Here is a 17,481-nt window from a genome sequence, read left to right as displayed (position 1 = left end):
CTAGTAACAATCGTTTCCCAATCATTAACCCATATAATAAAAATAACAAGATAATATGTATTAATTAAACAACATTAATAAATTTATTGTAAGAAAAATACTTGGCCTCGACACAATAAAAAAACAGCCCCTTACGGAGCTGTTGATATTCGAGTCTATCAAATTGGTTTAGAATTTACTCCTAATACCTAAAGTACCATTTAATTGCATCAACTTACTATTGACATAATCATAATTCACATTACCATATACCGATACTTCATCATTGATCTTGTACTCAACGCTTGGTGTAATCGATAACCAACCTTTCCTTTCTTTTGCAATACCTTTACCTGAACGATGGAAGTTTTTAGCAAAGTTCTTTAAACGCCCCTCTGCTTCAAACTCTTCATAGTCGAAGTTCTTCGTGTATGCTATGTCTAGGTTAGTATTTAACTTCGGCGAACGACTACTAAATTGAACACCTAACGTACCTAATTTATTTGTGCGTTTTTGTTCATTAAATTCCATCGCCGTAGAACTATTACCCTCTTCTTCATATCCCTTAACCTTGAATTTAGTCACACTACCTTCAATGTAAGGGGTGGCATACCAAGTCGTAGAACATTCATCGCAACCTAATTCCGATATTTGCACGTCATATCCCACGGAAGCACCAAACCCTGATACCTTACCCTTCGTTGCGCCTTTCTCCGTTCTAATGTGTTTTAGAAACTGCATCGAACGTTTGATATCAGACATTTGCTCCCAACCCGTATAAACTTGCCCATTTGCCCACAAACCACTCGCATCTTTATATTGCATAAATGCCGTCAATGCTTGTGCACTGTCTTTATACTTCAATTGATTACTTGGATGTTTATCTCCATACATCAACGATAATGAGGCTCCTACATCTAAACCTTCAGAGGCTCTGTACACAAACCCTGCTCCTATACCTTGGGTCGATAAATTCCTTGAACTTAATGATCGACTGTTCTTATCTATCCCCGTTAATATACTTGCAAACGTTCTAAACTCACCTACTTCTCTTGTATCAAACCTCATATACTTCATCTCATTCTTCATGAAGTTATTACGTACACTCTCGTTTACCTCCGAAACTCTAGATAAACCAGATACATAACCCGGTGCATTGAAGATACTCAACAAGTATTCCGCTATGATTTGATTCATTTGTGGGCTTGGGTGATGCCAGTCAGTATACATATACACTTGTCCATCATCTCCATGATAATAATCATCCCCCGCATCACATGATCTAGACTCTTTACCTAAGCCACATTGTGCTACTAGAATGTTAGTAAAACCATAGGTATATGGATCGTTTTGTACTTCTTCATATAAGCGGTAAATATCAGCATAAACTATATTACCATTCACATCCATTAAACGTTCTTGTAAATCTCTATTCCAACGAAGCACCAAGTTACGTTGTAATTGTAATGGAATCACTATCACCCAACGCCATAACTCTTTCGGAATCAATGGCATAAAGTGGTTATACATCCTTGCATAGTTATCTATAAAGTATTCATCTGCATTACCAACCGGTGTACCCACCAAATTGTTATTGTTTCGTAAATAACTATCCATTGCACCCAATAGCCATTCACCCGGTTTTAGGATCCTGTTTAAAAATTTAAAATAATATGGCATACGACTCGTCAACATACCCATTAAAGCCCCTACGCCAGATTCAACCATCCCCGCTCCGGAAAATGGTGATAAACCCAGATCTGGTAAACCTAACACAAAGATATTTTCTGCCCCCTTATCCGCCAGTAACTGAGCATAATCTCCTAAAACTTTTGGCTTGTCATCTAAATAACTACCTGATGAAGTTAAGATTTTATCCCAATTCCATGGCATTGCTGCTTGTATAACATCGCCGGTCATATCATTGCCACCTCCCCACAATACAAACACATCTTTAGGGTCAGCAACTTGCCCATTATCATCTAAATAGTATTCTATTTGCTGTGACATCTTAGAGCGCATAATCGATATAGGATCTAACAATAACTGTAATAGGTTAGAATTCCATTTAACCAATGCGCCTGAAATTGCATAATTAGTACCATTTTGATCTCTTGCTGTATTAAGTTTACCAGTCAAGTACATTGATAAAAAACTATTGTAAAAAAATGATGGATTACCTGTTGCCATATAAACAGAACTACCGGAGAAAGATCCTGTGTATGATAATGAATCACCAAAAGTAACCACATTCCTAAATTCAAAATCTTTATTTTGAGAATTCATATCATAACCAGAAAAATCATAACCTAATCTAACACCTTTCTTGTGTTTTAAATTTCCTGGCATAAATGCTGAAGACAATTTGATTGATTGAGACAAAGCAGTATTCTGAACATTATTTTTTAAGACATATTGCTTAATATCTGGATAGGATAGCTTAGGTTGAAATTTAACATCGTGACTGAACACCAATGATAGCTCAGTTAATGCAAATAATCCGTTTAAAAAAATGACATAATTAGTCATTTCATCACCGCTGCCCTGACACGTAGCACATGTTATCTGACTGGATAAATCTTGATTATTTTTTAATTCTTCAGAATAACTTACTGTACTACTAAAACTAGATAACAAAGTTAATATTAGTAACTTCCTGTCTATCATTTTGACCATACTCTATCCTCCAAAAAAAATTGACAATAATTGTTCCCATTCCTACATTATATTTCTCATATAATCTAAATGAATCACTAATTTTAGCATATACTCTAAAGTTTTTTAGTATGCACTCTAAAATAACTCCCCCTAATTTTTCTATTCATTTCTACTTAAAGAAATTTTCAAAGAATATAAGAAAATATGTTCTGTCATAACGATTGATATATATATAATTTAATTCGAAAATTAAATAAAAAAATTTATTAGCAATTAATCACTTGAAAAAAAAGAATTAACCCTCATCATTCTAAAAAATTAAAATCATAAGAGAGGATAATTATGAAACAAACTTTAAATTTTCAGACTGAAGTTAAAGAATTATTACAATTAATGATTCACTCCTTGTACTCCAATAAAGAAATATTTCTGAGGGAGCTCATCTCCAATGGTGCGGATGCTATTGATAAACTCCGTTTTGAACAGTTAAATAATTCAGATTTATCAAAAAATAATAGTGATTTCAAAATTACAATCACAACTGATCCGGATAAAAAAACTATTATTATCTCAGATAATGGTATTGGCATGACAGAACAAGAAATCATCGATAATATAGGTACAATTGCTAAATCTGGCACAAAAGCATTTTTAGGAAAATTAACAGGTGACCAAAAAAAAGATGCTAATTTAATTGGCCAATTTGGTGTTGGTTTCTATTCAGCTTTTATTGTTGCTGATGAAGTTGTGGTAGAAAGTCGTTCTGCGTATGTGGATCAATCTAAAGGCGTACGTTGGTCCAGTAAGGGAAACGGGGAATTTACTGTTGAACCAATTGAAAAAGAACAAATAGGTACTGACATCACCTTACATTTAAAAAAAGAGGATTTAGATTTGCTGTCAGACTGGACATTACGTCGTATAGTTAATACTTATAGTGATCATATTTCTGTTCCTATCCATATGAAAAAAGCACCAGAATATAACAAAGAAGGTGATGTCATTCCTAGTAATGAGTTAGAAATTGTCAATCAAGCCAAAGCATTATGGACTCGTCCAAAATCAGAAATTACAGAAGAACAATATCAAGATTTTTATCATCATGTGGCACATGATTTTAGTAATGCACTAGCGTGGATCCACTTTAAAGTAGAAGGTCATCAGGACTATACTGGATTACTGTATATCCCTTCTCAAGCGCCATTTAACTTATATGATAGAGAAACTAGCTATGGCATTAAGCTTTATGTTAAGCGTGTTTTTATCATGGATGATGCTAAAAAATTAATTCCAAGTTATTTAAGATTTGTACGAGGTGTAATAGACAGTAATGACTTACCATTAAATGTTTCTCGTGAAATTCTACAGCAAAATAAAGATATTGATACCATTCGTTCTGGTAGTGTAAAAAAAATACTGGATTTAATTAGCTCATTATCAAAAAATGAACCAGAAAAATTCAAAATATTTTGGAATCAATTTGGCGCTGTGTTTAAAGAAGGAATCGGGGAAGACTTTAACAACAAGGAAAGGATTGCTAGTTTAAGTCGTTTTTCAAGTAGCTTAAATAATTCTCCAGAGCAAAATGTATCTTTAGATGAATACATTGCTCGCATGCAACCAGGACAAGATAAAATATATTATATTACTGCTGATTCCTATCAAGCCGCTAAAAATAGCCCCCATTTGGAGATATTTTTAAAGAAAAATATTGAAGTATTACTGCTTACAGATCAGGTTGATGAATGGTTTGTTAATTTATTAAAAGAATATAAAAATAAACCATTAAATAGCATTGTGAAAGGAGAGTTAAACTTAGAGTCACTTGGTGAGCAAACCATAGAGGGTTCTGTCAAAGACGATGAACTCACTAATACAGTGTTAGAAATTTTAAAAACAGCTTTAAAAGATAAGGTTAGTGATGTTCGAACCACTATTCGTTTAACTGAAAGCCCTGCTTGTTTAGTAGTAGAAGAAAATGAAATGAGTCAATATTTGGTCAGAATGTTAGAATCCGCTGGTGCTCAGTCAACTGGTATAGCTCAAGGTAAACTTCCTATATTAGAAGTCAATTCTGAACACGCTTTGTTCAAAATGTTATCAAAAGAGAAAAATACAGAAAAAGCAGTACATCTCGCTGAGATTATTTTTGATCAAGCTTTACTATCTGAGGGTGGGAAACTTAATAATCCATCTGAGTTTATTAAAAGAATGAATCAATTAATCATTGAACAATAGATTCTCATAAACAAAAAAACCTCAATCATATGATTGAGGTTTTTTTATTGACTAAAAAAGCTTATTTACTAGAAGATAAACTACCTTTCTGATAACCATATGCTGTCAAAATACTACCTACCACTGTTGTCACTACCCCCACCGGTATTGTTACCAACAGCAATGGTAAAGTTACAACTGGTGCTGCAGAACTTGGTATACCAGCCCCCAAAGAGGTCACACCTGCTGAAATCGAAGATCCACCTGAAACTGTTTCAGGATTCAAAACTACTTTTGCTTGTGTTGATACTGAAAAAAATAATAATCCACTTGCTAATAACAATGTACTTAACTTTCTCATTCTCATACCTCCATTTAAATTATTAAATCATCCAAAAGAAAAATTAATATATTTTCTTATAAATCAAAAAGTTGAAACTTCAGAAAGGTAATTTAAGCAACCTATCCGAGAACCAAAGATACCATATTAACTTGCGAAGTAAAACAAAAACTATCTTAAAGTCTAGAATCTATATTCAAAATAACACTTTGAAAATACAAAAATTACACCCTAACACTAGTACTTACTAGATTTTAGTTTAATATTCAGAATACAACAGTCATAAGTTTTGGAGACAAAAATCAAAAATATTAAAATATTTTAAATGATAAGATAAAACTATGTTCATAATTGACTTTATGGTTTATACTCTGAGGGTAAGTAACTAATCTTATTTGTGAAGGTAACTCATTTAATAGGTTATTATAAAAATTCAAAATTTAAACTCCCATTACAATAATCGTCTGAATAATTTACCAGTTTCATTAACTAGCATCGCCTTCAACCATATAAATAAACCATTGAACCTCTAAATCAAATAATAACCAACACTCACAAATGTTTCTCCAACAAAAATTGTTTCAATAAAGGAATAGTCACTTTTCTTTTATTTTTGACAGCATAATTATCAACTTCTTGCAAGGTATTTAATAAAAAATCTAATGTTCTAGGAGAATGAGAAATTAAATAATTTAAAACTTCATCAGATATGTTGGTCTGCCTTATTTGAATAAACTTTCTCATTGTTTCTAATTTTTCTTGCTCGGATAAAGGAAATATTTCATAAATTAAACACAATCCTAGTCTGGTTCTCAAATCATGACGCAATTGAGTCAATCTCTGTGGTGGCCCATCTGCACTCACTAGTAAATGACACCCCGAATTAACCAACTCATCAAACAGATGAAGTAGTTTGATCTGTAAATTTTCATCAGACTTATGAATATCATCAATGGCAATATATTGATAAGCATTATTAAGAATTTCATCAAAATTCTGTTGTTGCAACTTCGAAATCATGATGGCTGGTCGCCCCTGAACTAGTCTTTGTTTGACCCATGACTTAAGTAAGTGGCTTTTCCCAATTCCTTCTGCCCCCCACACCAACATAAGCTGAGGCTCATCTGATTTTAATATTGACAATAATTCTTGATTTTGACTGCCTAAAAAAGAATCAAAACCAGGATAACCCTGATCTTCAAAATTAATCACTATTTGCTTCATCTATATTTATATTCCTTACTCTTCTTCTAAGTAAAAATCACTCTTATAGTATTGATCAGAAATAGTATGCATGATTACAACACAAACAGCAGAGATAGGTAGTGCAAGTAACATGCCAGTAAAACCAAATAAGCTACCGAATGCCAACAAAACAAAAATGACTAGAACCGGTGAAAGACCAATTCGATCACCAATTAGTTTAGGCGTAATAACCAATGACTCCACAGTTTGACCAATGCCAAACACAATCCAAACACCAACCAAGTGCCAAATATCTCCATATTGCAAAATCACTGCCAAGGTAGCTAATATAGAACCCACAGTAAAGCCAAAATACGGGATAAAAACTAAAAAACCTGTCATAAAACCTATTGCAAATCCATTTTTTAACCCCACTAAAGTTAGACCTATTCCATAAACTAACCCCATTACTACCATGACCAAGAATTGTGCACGAACAAATTCTGATAGAGCTTTATCTAACTTCCTCATAAATTCAGTAACAACCCTATGATATCTTATTGGGATTAAGCGTCCCAACCTCCCCATCAACTGAGGCCAAATATACAAGAAATAAAATAAGGTCATAGGTAACATAAGCAAATTATAAAGCAATAAAATAATACCACTACCAGTTTGCTTAGCATAAACAGAAATTTTTAAAATAAGTGATTTAAATGTTTGACTATTTTGTTGCCAAATCGATCCCAAGTTCTCAGTACTGAAAAATTCTCTAAAATTAATCTGATTTCCAATAATATCTAACTTATCCCGAAGACTTACAGGTAAATTAATTTTATCTCCATTAGCTTGTATCCAATTTAAGACCACAGGCATCTTATCAATTAATTCATGTAATTGTTGCAATAATACTGGAATAACAAATGCAATAAAAACTAAAATCAAAACTACAGTGCCCATCACTATTATTAAGGAGGCAACCATTCTGGGTATCTTGTGCGATAATCTTGTGGCCAATGGATTGAGGAAATAGGCTAAAATTATACCTACTATAAAAGGGGTCAGAATGTTAGACAGCATATAACACAAGTAAATAATCACCCCAGAAATAAACAGTATTATCAACCATGGTATATACAATTTTTTTTCAGTCTGATACATATCAAATACCTTTACTCCTTCAAATTTTTAGCCATATCCAATACAATTTTCTTAAAAGGTTTTGCTGTTTGAGGATGCTTAATACCAAAAGCCAAATTGGCTTCTAAATAACCTACTTTACTACCACAATCATACCTTTTCCCTACAAAAGGCCAAGCTACTACAGTTTCATACTGTAATAGCCTTGCAATAGCATCTGTTAACTGAATTTCACCACCAGCACCCCGTGGAATCGTTGCTAAAAATTCAAATATCTTTGATGTTAAGATATAGCGACCTACCACTGCTAAATTGGAGGGTGCTACATCTGGATGAGGTTTTTCAATAATACTGTCCACTTTTAAATAATGTTCTTCTTGACTTACTTCTACAATACCATAAGAACCAGTTTCACTGGGATCTACTTCTTCTACCCCCAAAATACAATTTCCGAAACGATTATAAACTTCAATCATTTGAGTTAATGTCCCCGGTTGAGCATCAATTAAATCATCTGCCAAAATAACTGCAAAAGATTCATCGCCTATAAATGGCAATGATTTTAAAATAGCATGCCCTAGCCCCAAAGCTTCTGCCTGACGAATATACAGACAACTCACGTTACTAGGTAAGATATCTTGTACACATTCTAATAACTGATTCTTGTTTTTGAAAGCTAATTCACTTTCTAATTCATAAGCTTTGTCAAAATGGTCTTCAATACTGCGTTTACTTCTTCCCGTAATAAAAACAATTTCTGTACAACCTGCTTCAATAGCTTCTTCAACCGCATATTGAATTAATGGCTTATCTACAACTGGTAACATTTCTTTGGGCATTGCCTTTGTAGCAGGAAGAAATCTTGTCCCCATACCAGCCACAGGTAAAACAACTTTTTTAATTGGTTTCATTCATGTTCCTCAACTAATAATTGATTAAGTTTAATATTAAATTCTTCTTCCGACCAAATATCAATTCCCATGTCTTGTGCTTTTTGAAGTTTACGTCCCACTTTATTACCTACCACAAGTACATCTGTATTTTTGGAAATAAAATTGGTGACCTCTGCTCCATATTTTCTCACCTTGTCGGTTGCTTCATCCCTTGTCAAAGAATTCAAAGTACCTGTAAATACAAAAGTCTTTCCTGTAAAGTAAGGATGCGTCACTTTATCATCATCAATCAAGTCAATTAAAGTACTCTTTTCCAATTTTCTATAAAAATTAATAAGCAAATCTAGTTTTGATTTATTATTGCCTTGAGCTAAAAAATCTGTCCAATAAGCAAATTTGTTTAAATCCAATAAACCTTCTAAGGAATCAATATCTAATAATATTCTTTCAATCTCAGTATGCGATAATCCTGCCGCAAAATTTTTCAACCAGTTTTGGGGTTTAAATATCTCTAATATATCCTTATTTAGACCAACTTCTTTAACCAAAATATTCTCTTTTAATAAAAGTTGAACTTGTTGCAAGTTATAATCACTATTGAAATAATTAATGATCGAATCAGCAACAACTGATCCTATTTCTGGGATACAAAGTAAAAACTCACGTGGTGCTTGTACAATATTATCTAAAGAACCTAAATAATCAGATAATAGTTGAGCTGTTTTTTCACCAACATGCCTAATGCCTAAAGAAAAAATAAATCGGTTTAAAATAGTTTGTTTACTATTTTCTATTGAAATTAAAATATTTTCGGCCCATTTAGTGCTTGTTTTTCCTTCTGGGTAAGACCTCAAATAGACTAATAACTCTTCATATAATTGAATAAAATGATACCAGACATTTTTCTCATCAAAATTGTCCAACTCTTGTACATTAATTATTTTCAAACTATGTAAAAATTGTTCATAAAGCGCTAATATATCAGCCCTATTTTGATGAATTTCAAATAATGTTGAATATACTCTGATGGATTGTTTTATTTCATACCAATTTGTTTCTAAAGAATTATCTAATAAAAATGATTCGACTAATTTATCCAATTTAAATTGAATTAAATCAAATAAGTCTATTTGGTACAAATCAGAAAAATTTAGCAAAAAATTTTTATTTACTAACCCTTCAATGATTCTATTACCCAAATGAGAAATATTCATCGCTCTTTTAGAGGAAAAATGAATCAATGCTTGTACTTTTTGGGCAGGACAAATCAAATGACCCGAACATCTGGCCACTGCCTCAGTTGGCTCTTTAATAATCAGGCTACCACATTCAGGACAATATTTAGGAAATTCAAATCTAGAGTACTTTGGTTCAAGTACACTTTTCTGGTTAATTTGCATTGGCCGTTTTTCGAGTATCGAACGCGTAATCTTAGGAATCACGTCACCCGCACGAGAAATAACTACTGTATCACCCACCCTAATATCTCTCCTACAAATTTCACCTTCATTATGTAAAGTTACATTGGTTATAGTCACTCCGCCTAAAAAAACAGGATCTAATCTCGCTACTGGTGTAATAGCACCAGTTCTGCCTACTTGTACATCAATTGCTTTAACAACTGTTAGAGCCTCCTCTGCAGGAAATTTATGTGCAATAGCAAAACGAGGAGCTCTAGCAATAAACCCTAATTTTTTTTGTTGTTCAAAAGCATTGATTTTCAATACAACACCATCTACTTCAAAAGGAAGTTCTGAACGTCGACGATAAATATACTCATAATGTTGGATAGCCTGTTCTATACCATAACAAATCTTAAATAATTTGTTGTCTGGAACAGGTATACCCAAAGAATGTAACCATTGTATTTCCTCAAAATGAGAACTGTATGACACCACACCATCCACTCTGGCAATACTGTAAGCAAAAAAGTGTAGATGACGTTTAGCTGTTACAGAAGGATCCAGTTGCCTCAATGAACCTGCTGCTGCATTCCTTGGGTTTGCAAAACATTTCTTTCCTTGTTTTTTTTGTAATTCATTAAGTATTCTAAAATCCTGTTTAAACATCAAAACCTCCCCCCTGATCTCCAAAAGAGATGGTATCATAGTTCCCTTTAATTCTAATGGGATGCTTTGTATGGTTTTAATATTGTGAGTGACATCCTCCCCCAGAGTGCCATCTCCTCTCGTTGCTGCTAAGAATAGCTTTCCTTCTATATATAAAATAGTAACCGCCAAACCATCAAATTTAGGCTCACTAACATATTCAATCACTTTAGATGACAATTCCTTTTGTACTCTTTTATCAAAAGTTTTGATTTGATCATAAGAAAAATTGCCACCTTCCTCATCCACAATGGGGAACACATTATTTAACGAGAGCATGGGAGTAGTATGAGTAACTTTTTTAAATGAATCTAAAGGTTTTCCTCCTATGCGTTGAGTTGGGCTATCCAAACGTTTCAAACTGGGATATTTTTCTTCCAAATTTAAGAGTTGATTTAACAAACGATCATACTCTGCATCTGGAACCGATGGATCATCCTCCACATAATATTCCTCTGCATAACGAGAAAGCGTGAGAACCAAATCATCCATCTCACGCTTTATATCTTTTTCTTCTGATATTGTCATAATATTTATATACAAAAATTCCTAAATACACTTATGAAAATAAGCGTTTGGCCAATTCTTCTCCCGGAATAATGCCAACTGACTCCATTTCTTTTTGCCGTTCTAAAACATAATCTCCAATATTTTTTAGCCATTCTGTTGATAGCTCTCCTAGTTGATCATCTACCAAATCAAGCCCTAGTTCATTAGCCAATTTAACAGCCAATCCCATAAATTTATCAAAATTTTTATGGCCTGGAGGGACATGAGTAATGTCAAATAAAACACTAAACCCCTTAAAAGAATTGCCCGCTAATATACTAGGTGTAAAGGGCTTCTCTTCCATATTAACAATTTTGAATAACTCTTCTTCATAACTGGGATAATAAAAAGCACCATCATGAGATAAGTTAAAACCATTGCGCTCCAAAGCTGCTCTTAAATCAACACCATCAATACTATCTCTTGAAACTAAATGCAATCCAATAATCTGATCAACTCGAGCACATAATTCATCCATAGGTCTGGCAATATCATAAAAAGCATCAATATCAGTCAAATGATATCCAGCCTCTAAACTTTTTGCAAAATCCTGTACATTTTTTCCAAATAGATTTAGATCGTTTTTACTTGCTAGCCCCGAGCGACTAATTGCTTGAAGCCCAATAATATAAGCTTTATACTTGACACCCGGTATTGGTTCAGCTAACTGAAACTGATCATCCATATTACAAGCTACTATTTTAAAACGATGCTTACTACTCAAACGAGGTAATACATGTAATTCCTTAGGTTCATCCAAGGTAATGTAAGCCATGTAGTCAAAACATTTACTAAACCAAGGTAAATCTAAATCTTCCAGCTCACGTATCGATATCAATGATCGTATTTTTTTATTTTTCTTAGGGAAAATTTTCTCAATTTTACTCACAATACTTTCTTTGGAGTAGAAAGTGTCTTTAGTATGACAAGATCTCTTTGTATCAATGTCTTCAGGTGTTTCATTCAGAGCCAAACTATCTTGGACTGGAGCTTTAACTTTTACTTCTTTACTATCAAATCCTGGACTCACAGACATTTCTAAAGACAAATCTGAATCTTCCATTTGAATATTATCTATCTGTTTTGTTTTTTTGATTTCATTAATATTCAATCCTATATCGCTTACGTCCTCCCCATCGTAATCGTCCTCTTTAAATATTCCATCTTTAGGGAAACTATCTAAAGTCTCCGGCTCTCCAGAGCCAATCCGACCTGACCTGGCCATAGAAAACTTGTACGAATCCCCCTCACCATCACGCACCTGGGTAACAGGATCATCTAGTAAAGCATCTCTATTGGAATGCCCAAATTGTTTGAAGACTTCCTTGCGGTATTGATTCTCTTGGTACATACCATATAAAACTACCAATATCACAACCACAACACAAAAAACCAATATTCCTAAAAAAATTGTTTCAGCTTGCATACACTCTTCTCTATAAAATATATAAAAACAGAATTAATGATCATTGATAGCTTCGTTAATAATCATTTATAACTATAAATTATAACTAAATTCTCAAGAAAATACAGGATGGTCATCCCTCCATTATAATTTTACATTTTAAAGTTATATGGCGCACCCGACAGGGATCGAACCTGTGACCTCCGGCTTCGGAAACCGACACTCTTCCAACTGAGCTACGAGTGCAAATTAATTATTAGGGGCACATTCTAACATAATTAATACAATACGATATATCATATCACCACTTTTTGCTATGATTAAACATAGTTTAAAAACTAACTATATTATTTGCATTGACTTAATATATAATCGACAACTGTGAAATTTATATGTACTGAAATATTCATTTTTTGCTAAATAATTTAAACGATATTGTGTTTCTTTTATGCATAACCATCAATATACTACTAATGACAATGAAGAACTTTATCTTGGACTGATGTCTGGTACTAGTTTAGATGGCATAGATGCTGTTTGTGCCAGTTATCAAAATGGAAAATTTAAAAGTGTTCTAGGACATCACTGTTTAACGTATAGTCTTCCATTAAAAAAACAGTTATTTAAATTACAAAATATTCAAAATAATGAACTACATAATAGCTGTATACTTGGGATAGAGATAACTAAATTATATGTAAAAGTAGTTAAACAACTTTTAGATAAGTTAAAACTGAAACCTCAAAAAATTACTGCCATAGGTTGTCACGGTCAGACGATTCGGCACTACCCTGAATTCTCATATTCCATACAATTAGCTAATTACGCTCTATTGGCCGAAGAAACAAAAATTAACGTGGTAGGAGATTTTAGAACTAGTGACTTAGTTGCAGGCGGTCAAGGGGCTCCTCTGGTTCCTCTTTTTCATCAAGAATTATTCTCTGACAAGGAACATACTAGAATCATCTTAAATATCGGAGGTATCTCAAATATTACAATTTTAAAACCTCATTCCCCAGCTACAGGCTTTGATACAGGGCCTGGCAACATGTTATTAGATGAATGGTGTAGAGTTCATTTTAAAAAAGAATTTGATACAGATGGGAAATATTCAAAAAAAGGAACAGTCATTCTTGATTTACTCCTGCGCTTCTTAGAAACTGATTTTTTTAAAAAAAAACCACCTAAAAGTACAGGACGAGATTTATTTTCAAAACAATGGCTTGATAGCTTTCTATCTTTTTCTGAAAATTCTTTTGATGTTGCTAGAACACTAGTAGAATTAACTGCAGTCACCATTGTCAATGAAATAAAAAAATACACTGACAATGCCAAAGAGATTTTTGTTTGCGGTGGTGGTATCTATAATAATACACTAATGAATAGACTAAAAGATCTTGCTGACCCTGCCTATGTACTAAGTATCGAACAACTAGGAATTCATCCTATGCATGTTGAAGCAACTGCCTTTAGTTGGCTAGCGATGAAAAGAATACATAAAGAGTACGGTAATTTACCATCTAGCACAGGTGCCAAAGGGAACAGAATTTTAGGTGCTCTTTGGCAGCCATTTAAATAACTGTGAAGAATAATTATGAATTTGAATATCGATCCTCATTCCAAAGAAAACTATAAAAACATCAATGAATTATCATCTATATTCTCAGAATATGACTCTTCTGAATTTGATAATACTAACAAAAGTAACAAGTCCAACACTAAAGTTCCACATTTTTCACAAAACCATCCTTTTCAAATAATTATTGTGGATTTAATCGTGTTGGCAATGGCTTTTATATTGATATTTTTTATTATTTCCTTATTGTCGTTTTCTATGTATGACCCCGCATGGTCTAGAACAACGGTAGAATCTACCGAAATACATAATGTTATGGGAAAAATAGGAGCATACAGTGCTGATGTCCTCTATTATTTTTTTGGTTTGTCTGCATGGTGGATTAACTTCTTTCTAATTTTTACTATTTTTAATCTCGCTTTTTTATATCACTCTTCTAATGCCAAAAATACTTCTTTCTCATTCTCATATAGTCTTATTGGTTTAATTATTTTACTACTGACGGGGTCTATGCTTGAAAAAATATATCTTACAGATATCATCCAAGAATCTTTACCTCTAGGAGCTGGCGGTCTTATCGGAAACACATTAACACCAATTTTTAGTCAGTTTTTAGGCAATGTATTGTCAGGTATATTATTACTTACCCTTTGCATAGGTGGTTTTGTACTAACAATACAAACTTCTTGGCTTTATTTATTCCACAGTATTAGAACTAGTCTCTTAAATATTGCAATGAGCCTATTAAATATTTTTACTCAAAAAAATGAAGATCCCAAAGATGAAAAAGAAAAAACTTTATTAAAAGCTCAGTTTATTACCCAAAAGCCTATAGAAAAACCTAACTTTGCTGTTAGTAGTAGAGAAATAAAATTAAAACAACAAAGTACTCAAGATACAACTAAAGAAAAAATTAGAATCAAAGGATCTTTATCTCCTATAGAGCCTATACAAAAAGAGGAACGACCAATACTCTATCTACTAAAAAAATCGTTCAAAAAACTTGATTTCAACCAAAAGGAAGTTAAACAAATGGCAGTTAAACAATCCGAGGTCATTACTCGAACTTTTAACAAAAATAATATAGCTAACAAACTTATAAAAGTGGACATTGGACCAGTATTTTTTAACTACCACATTAAATTAAATTTACCTATTAATTCACAGGAGGTACAACAATCTTATACTGATTTGAAAAAATCTCTTGATAATAAAAATGTTTTTCTCAAACAAATCAGTCCCACCCGGGCTGACTATGAACTTCTGATTGCTAAGAAAAGAAATGAAACAGTATCATTAATGGAGATTTTTAGTCAGAAAGAATTTTCTAACTCTAATGAAAATTTAGTTATCGCTTTAGGCAAAGACATACATAATAAACCTGTATTAACTTCATTAGAAAATATGCCTAATTTTCTAATAGCAAGTAATGATCATTCAAATAATCTATTAGGAATGCAGGCTGCTATAGCCTCTTTAATCGCTAGAAACACATCACAGAATATGAGAATGATTTTTATGGGAAAAAATGAAACAGATTTTGGTTCATATATCAACCTACCTCATTTAATCGCTCCTGTAATAAAAAAACCTACCTGCGTTTTAAACACCATTAACTGGTGTTTAAATCAAGCACAAAAAAGATTAAAAATTTTACATGACACTCAATCCAAGGACATTAATGAATTAAATAAAAAAATCTATGCCGCCTCTGAAAAAAATATCTTCATTGCAGATCCTTTTAGTGAAGATTTGGATAACCCTTCTCCTTTAAAGCCTTTATCATTTTTGGTCATTTTTATTAGCGAACTTAATTGGTTAAACCCAATGCTCCAACAAATTGATAAGGAATTATTAAGAAAATTAATACAATATTGTAAGGAAATAGGGATTCATCTGGTATCCACCCAGTCCACTCCCTCTATTCAATCTATCACGCCTACTCTCAAATATGCCTTTCCTACTAGGCTTGCATTTAAAGTTAACACTCACATACAAAGTTTATTGATCCTCAATCAAACCGGGGCAGAGCAACTACTTAGTACTGGTGACTGCTTATTACTACTGCCAGATCACTTACAAACTATTCACTTGCAAATTGGTACTTTGAGTAGAAAAGAGTGCTCACAACTCATGAGTAATTTCGATTTAGAACCAATATTTGATGAAGATATTTCTAATTACCAAGCTAAGAAACATAATGAGCCACAAAATCATGATTTATATGATATGGCGGTACAACATATTCTAAATTCACAGAAAACATCTATTTCTTTTTTACAAAGAAAAATGAAAATTGGTTATAACCTAGCCAATCAATTATTGGAGCAAATGCAAGATAATGGTATTTTGTCAAAAGCAGAATTAGGTGGCCGACGAAAGATTTTGATTGATAATAAACAAATATATACTAAGGATAAAAAGTGACGATAGCTGACCTTCACGCAGATAATAAATCATCTAAAAGATATGGTGTTCTAATCATTAACATTGGGGGGCCACAAACCCTATCACATCAGTCTATAAAACACTACCTGAAGCTATTTCTATCTGATAAAAGAGTTTTGGAAATTAACCCAATTTTATGGAAAATCATTTTACATCTGTTTATTCTGCCCATTCGCCCCAGAAAATCTCTCTCCAAATATAAGCTAATATGGAGCAGCGGTAAATATTCTCCTTTAATACAAAACTCTATCAACCTAGTTGACAAACTGCAAAAATCTTTTAACCAAGAAGTCGATAACATCACAATTCGTATGGCAATGAATTACAGTGATCCCTTCGTTGATAATATTATTGCAGATTTTCAACAAGACAGTATATCCAACTTAATAGTCCTACCATTATTCCCTCAATACTCTGCAGCAACCGTTGGCGCTTCATTAGATCAAGTATGGCGCACATTATTGAATCTAAGATTTCAACCTGAAATTTCAAGTATTAATTACTTTTATCAAGACCCTATGTACGTTGAGGCACTAACTCAACATATTGAAGATTACTGGCGAAAAAATGGCCGCTCTCGGTTATTGTTAGTATCTTACCATGGCATTCCTATCAAATGTGTAGAAAAAGGCGATCCATACTACCAACATTGTCTAGAAACCACGCGAATTATTCAACAAAAACTTAAGCTTGAAGATAATGAAATCCTCATGAGTTTCCAGAGTCGTTTTGGAAAATTCAGGTGGCTACAACCTAATACTCAAAAGCTATTGAAAAAATTACCTAAAAATGGTATTTCATCTATCGATGTAATCTCTCCTAGCTTTATTGTAGATTGCTTAGAAACATTAGAAGAACTAGATATTTCTGGGCGTAAACAATTCATTCAGGCAGGTGGGAAGGTTTTCAATTATATTCCCTGCCTAAATGATAACAAGGTATTTGTAGAGGCTCTAAAAAATATTATTCGAGCTAAATTATAA

11 protein-coding genes and 1 tRNA gene are annotated in these 17,481 nt (G+C 32.9%); 4 read left to right on the top strand and 8 right to left on the bottom strand.

Features of this window, described 5'->3' with window-relative positions:
• Nucleotides 1–168: 168 nt before the first annotated feature.
• Entirely contained in the window at nt 169–2,655 is a 2,487-nt protein-coding gene (locus GKC53_06425; protein ID QRN41720.1) for an autotransporter domain-containing protein, read from the bottom strand.
• Nucleotides 2,656–2,979: 324 nt separating this feature from the next.
• On the opposite strand from GKC53_06425, the gene htpG reads away from it, so the two are divergent.
• Nucleotides 2,980–4,875 carry a molecular chaperone HtpG gene (gene htpG / locus GKC53_06420; GenBank protein ID QRN41719.1) on the top strand — a complete coding sequence of 632 codons (1,896 nt, stop codon included), beginning with the start codon at nt 2,980–2,982 and terminating at the stop codon, nt 4,873–4,875.
• A 61-nt stretch (nt 4,876–4,936) separates the two neighbouring features.
• Here htpG and GKC53_06415 read toward each other — a convergent pair whose 3' ends face one another.
• The 7 genes from GKC53_06415 to GKC53_06385 form a co-directional block, all read right to left on the bottom strand.
• Entirely contained in the window at nt 4,937–5,215 is a 279-nt protein-coding gene (locus GKC53_06415) for a hypothetical protein (protein ID QRN41718.1), read from the bottom strand.
• A gap of 531 nt (nt 5,216–5,746) precedes the next feature.
• Nucleotides 5,747–6,418 carry a DnaA regulatory inactivator Hda gene (locus tag GKC53_06410; GenBank protein ID QRN41717.1) on the bottom strand — a complete coding sequence of 224 codons (672 nt, stop codon included), beginning with the start codon at nt 6,416–6,418 and terminating at the stop codon, nt 5,747–5,749.
• Between the two features lie 15 nt (nt 6,419–6,433).
• A complete protein-coding gene (locus GKC53_06405) occupies nt 6,434–7,540 on the bottom strand; it encodes an AI-2E family transporter (GenBank protein ID QRN41716.1) in 1,107 nt (368 codons plus the stop codon).
• A gap of 11 nt (nt 7,541–7,551) precedes the next feature.
• Nucleotides 7,552–8,430 carry a UTP--glucose-1-phosphate uridylyltransferase GalU gene (galU, locus tag GKC53_06400; GenBank protein ID QRN41715.1) on the bottom strand — a complete coding sequence of 293 codons (879 nt, stop codon included), beginning with the start codon at nt 8,428–8,430 and terminating at the stop codon, nt 7,552–7,554.
• Nucleotides 8,427–11,048, bottom strand: coding sequence for an NAD-dependent DNA ligase LigA (gene ligA, locus GKC53_06395; protein QRN41714.1), 2,622 nt, complete (start codon nt 11,046–11,048; stop codon nt 8,427–8,429). Before ligA ends, galU begins: the two co-directional genes overlap by 4 nt.
• A 31-nt stretch (nt 11,049–11,079) precedes the next feature.
• Nucleotides 11,080–12,495, bottom strand: a complete 1,416-nt coding sequence (locus GKC53_06390) for a cell division protein ZipA (protein ID QRN41713.1) — start codon at nt 12,493–12,495, stop codon at nt 11,080–11,082.
• Nucleotides 12,496–12,644: 149 nt separating this feature from the next.
• Nucleotides 12,645–12,720, bottom strand: a tRNA-Arg gene (locus tag GKC53_06385).
• Between the two features lie 202 nt (nt 12,721–12,922).
• Here GKC53_06385 and GKC53_06380 point away from each other — a divergent pair.
• The 3 genes from GKC53_06380 to GKC53_06370 are packed head-to-tail and all read left to right on the top strand — an operon-like array spanning nt 12,923 to nt 17,481.
• Nucleotides 12,923–14,053 carry an anhydro-N-acetylmuramic acid kinase gene (locus GKC53_06380; protein QRN41712.1) on the top strand — a complete coding sequence of 377 codons (1,131 nt, stop codon included), beginning with the start codon at nt 12,923–12,925 and terminating at the stop codon, nt 14,051–14,053.
• Between the two features lie 15 nt (nt 14,054–14,068).
• Nucleotides 14,069–16,477 (top strand): hypothetical protein, encoded by a 2,409-nt coding sequence (locus tag GKC53_06375; protein QRN41711.1) that lies wholly within the window; start codon nt 14,069–14,071, stop codon nt 16,475–16,477.
• A complete protein-coding gene (locus GKC53_06370; GenBank protein ID QRN41710.1) occupies nt 16,474–17,481 on the top strand; it encodes a ferrochelatase in 1,008 nt (335 codons plus the stop codon). The genes GKC53_06375 and GKC53_06370 overlap by 4 nt, the downstream gene beginning before the upstream one ends.

The sequence above is a fragment of the Neisseriaceae bacterium genome (assembly GCA_016864895.1).
Lineage (GTDB): Bacteria > Pseudomonadota > Gammaproteobacteria > Burkholderiales > Neisseriaceae > QFNR01.
Note: the sequence above shows the minus strand (reverse complement) of the source record. Positions and strands in the feature narration are given on the sequence as shown.

Excerpts from the sequence above, each read along its gene's own strand:
- GKC53_06425 (QRN41720.1), bottom strand. The coding sequence starts at position 2,655 with ATGGTCAAAATGATAGACAGGAAGTTACTAATATTAACTTTGTTATCT.
- htpG (QRN41719.1), top strand. The coding sequence starts at position 2,980 with ATGAAACAAACTTTAAATTTTCAGACTGAAGTTAAAGAATTATTACAA.
- GKC53_06415 (QRN41718.1), bottom strand. The coding sequence starts at position 5,215 with ATGAGAAAGTTAAGTACATTGTTATTAGCAAGTGGATTATTATTTTTT.
- GKC53_06410 (QRN41717.1), bottom strand. The coding sequence starts at position 6,418 with ATGAAGCAAATAGTGATTAATTTTGAAGATCAGGGTTATCCTGGTTTT.
- GKC53_06405 (QRN41716.1), bottom strand. The coding sequence starts at position 7,540 with ATGTATCAGACTGAAAAAAAATTGTATATACCATGGTTGATAATACTG.
- galU (QRN41715.1), bottom strand. The coding sequence starts at position 8,430 with ATGAAACCAATTAAAAAAGTTGTTTTACCTGTGGCTGGTATGGGGACA.
- ligA (QRN41714.1), bottom strand. The coding sequence starts at position 11,048 with ATGACAATATCAGAAGAAAAAGATATAAAGCGTGAGATGGATGATTTG.
- GKC53_06390 (QRN41713.1), bottom strand. The coding sequence starts at position 12,495 with ATGCAAGCTGAAACAATTTTTTTAGGAATATTGGTTTTTTGTGTTGTG.
- GKC53_06380 (QRN41712.1), top strand. The coding sequence starts at position 12,923 with ATGCATAACCATCAATATACTACTAATGACAATGAAGAACTTTATCTT.
- GKC53_06375 (QRN41711.1), top strand. The coding sequence starts at position 14,069 with ATGAATTTGAATATCGATCCTCATTCCAAAGAAAACTATAAAAACATC.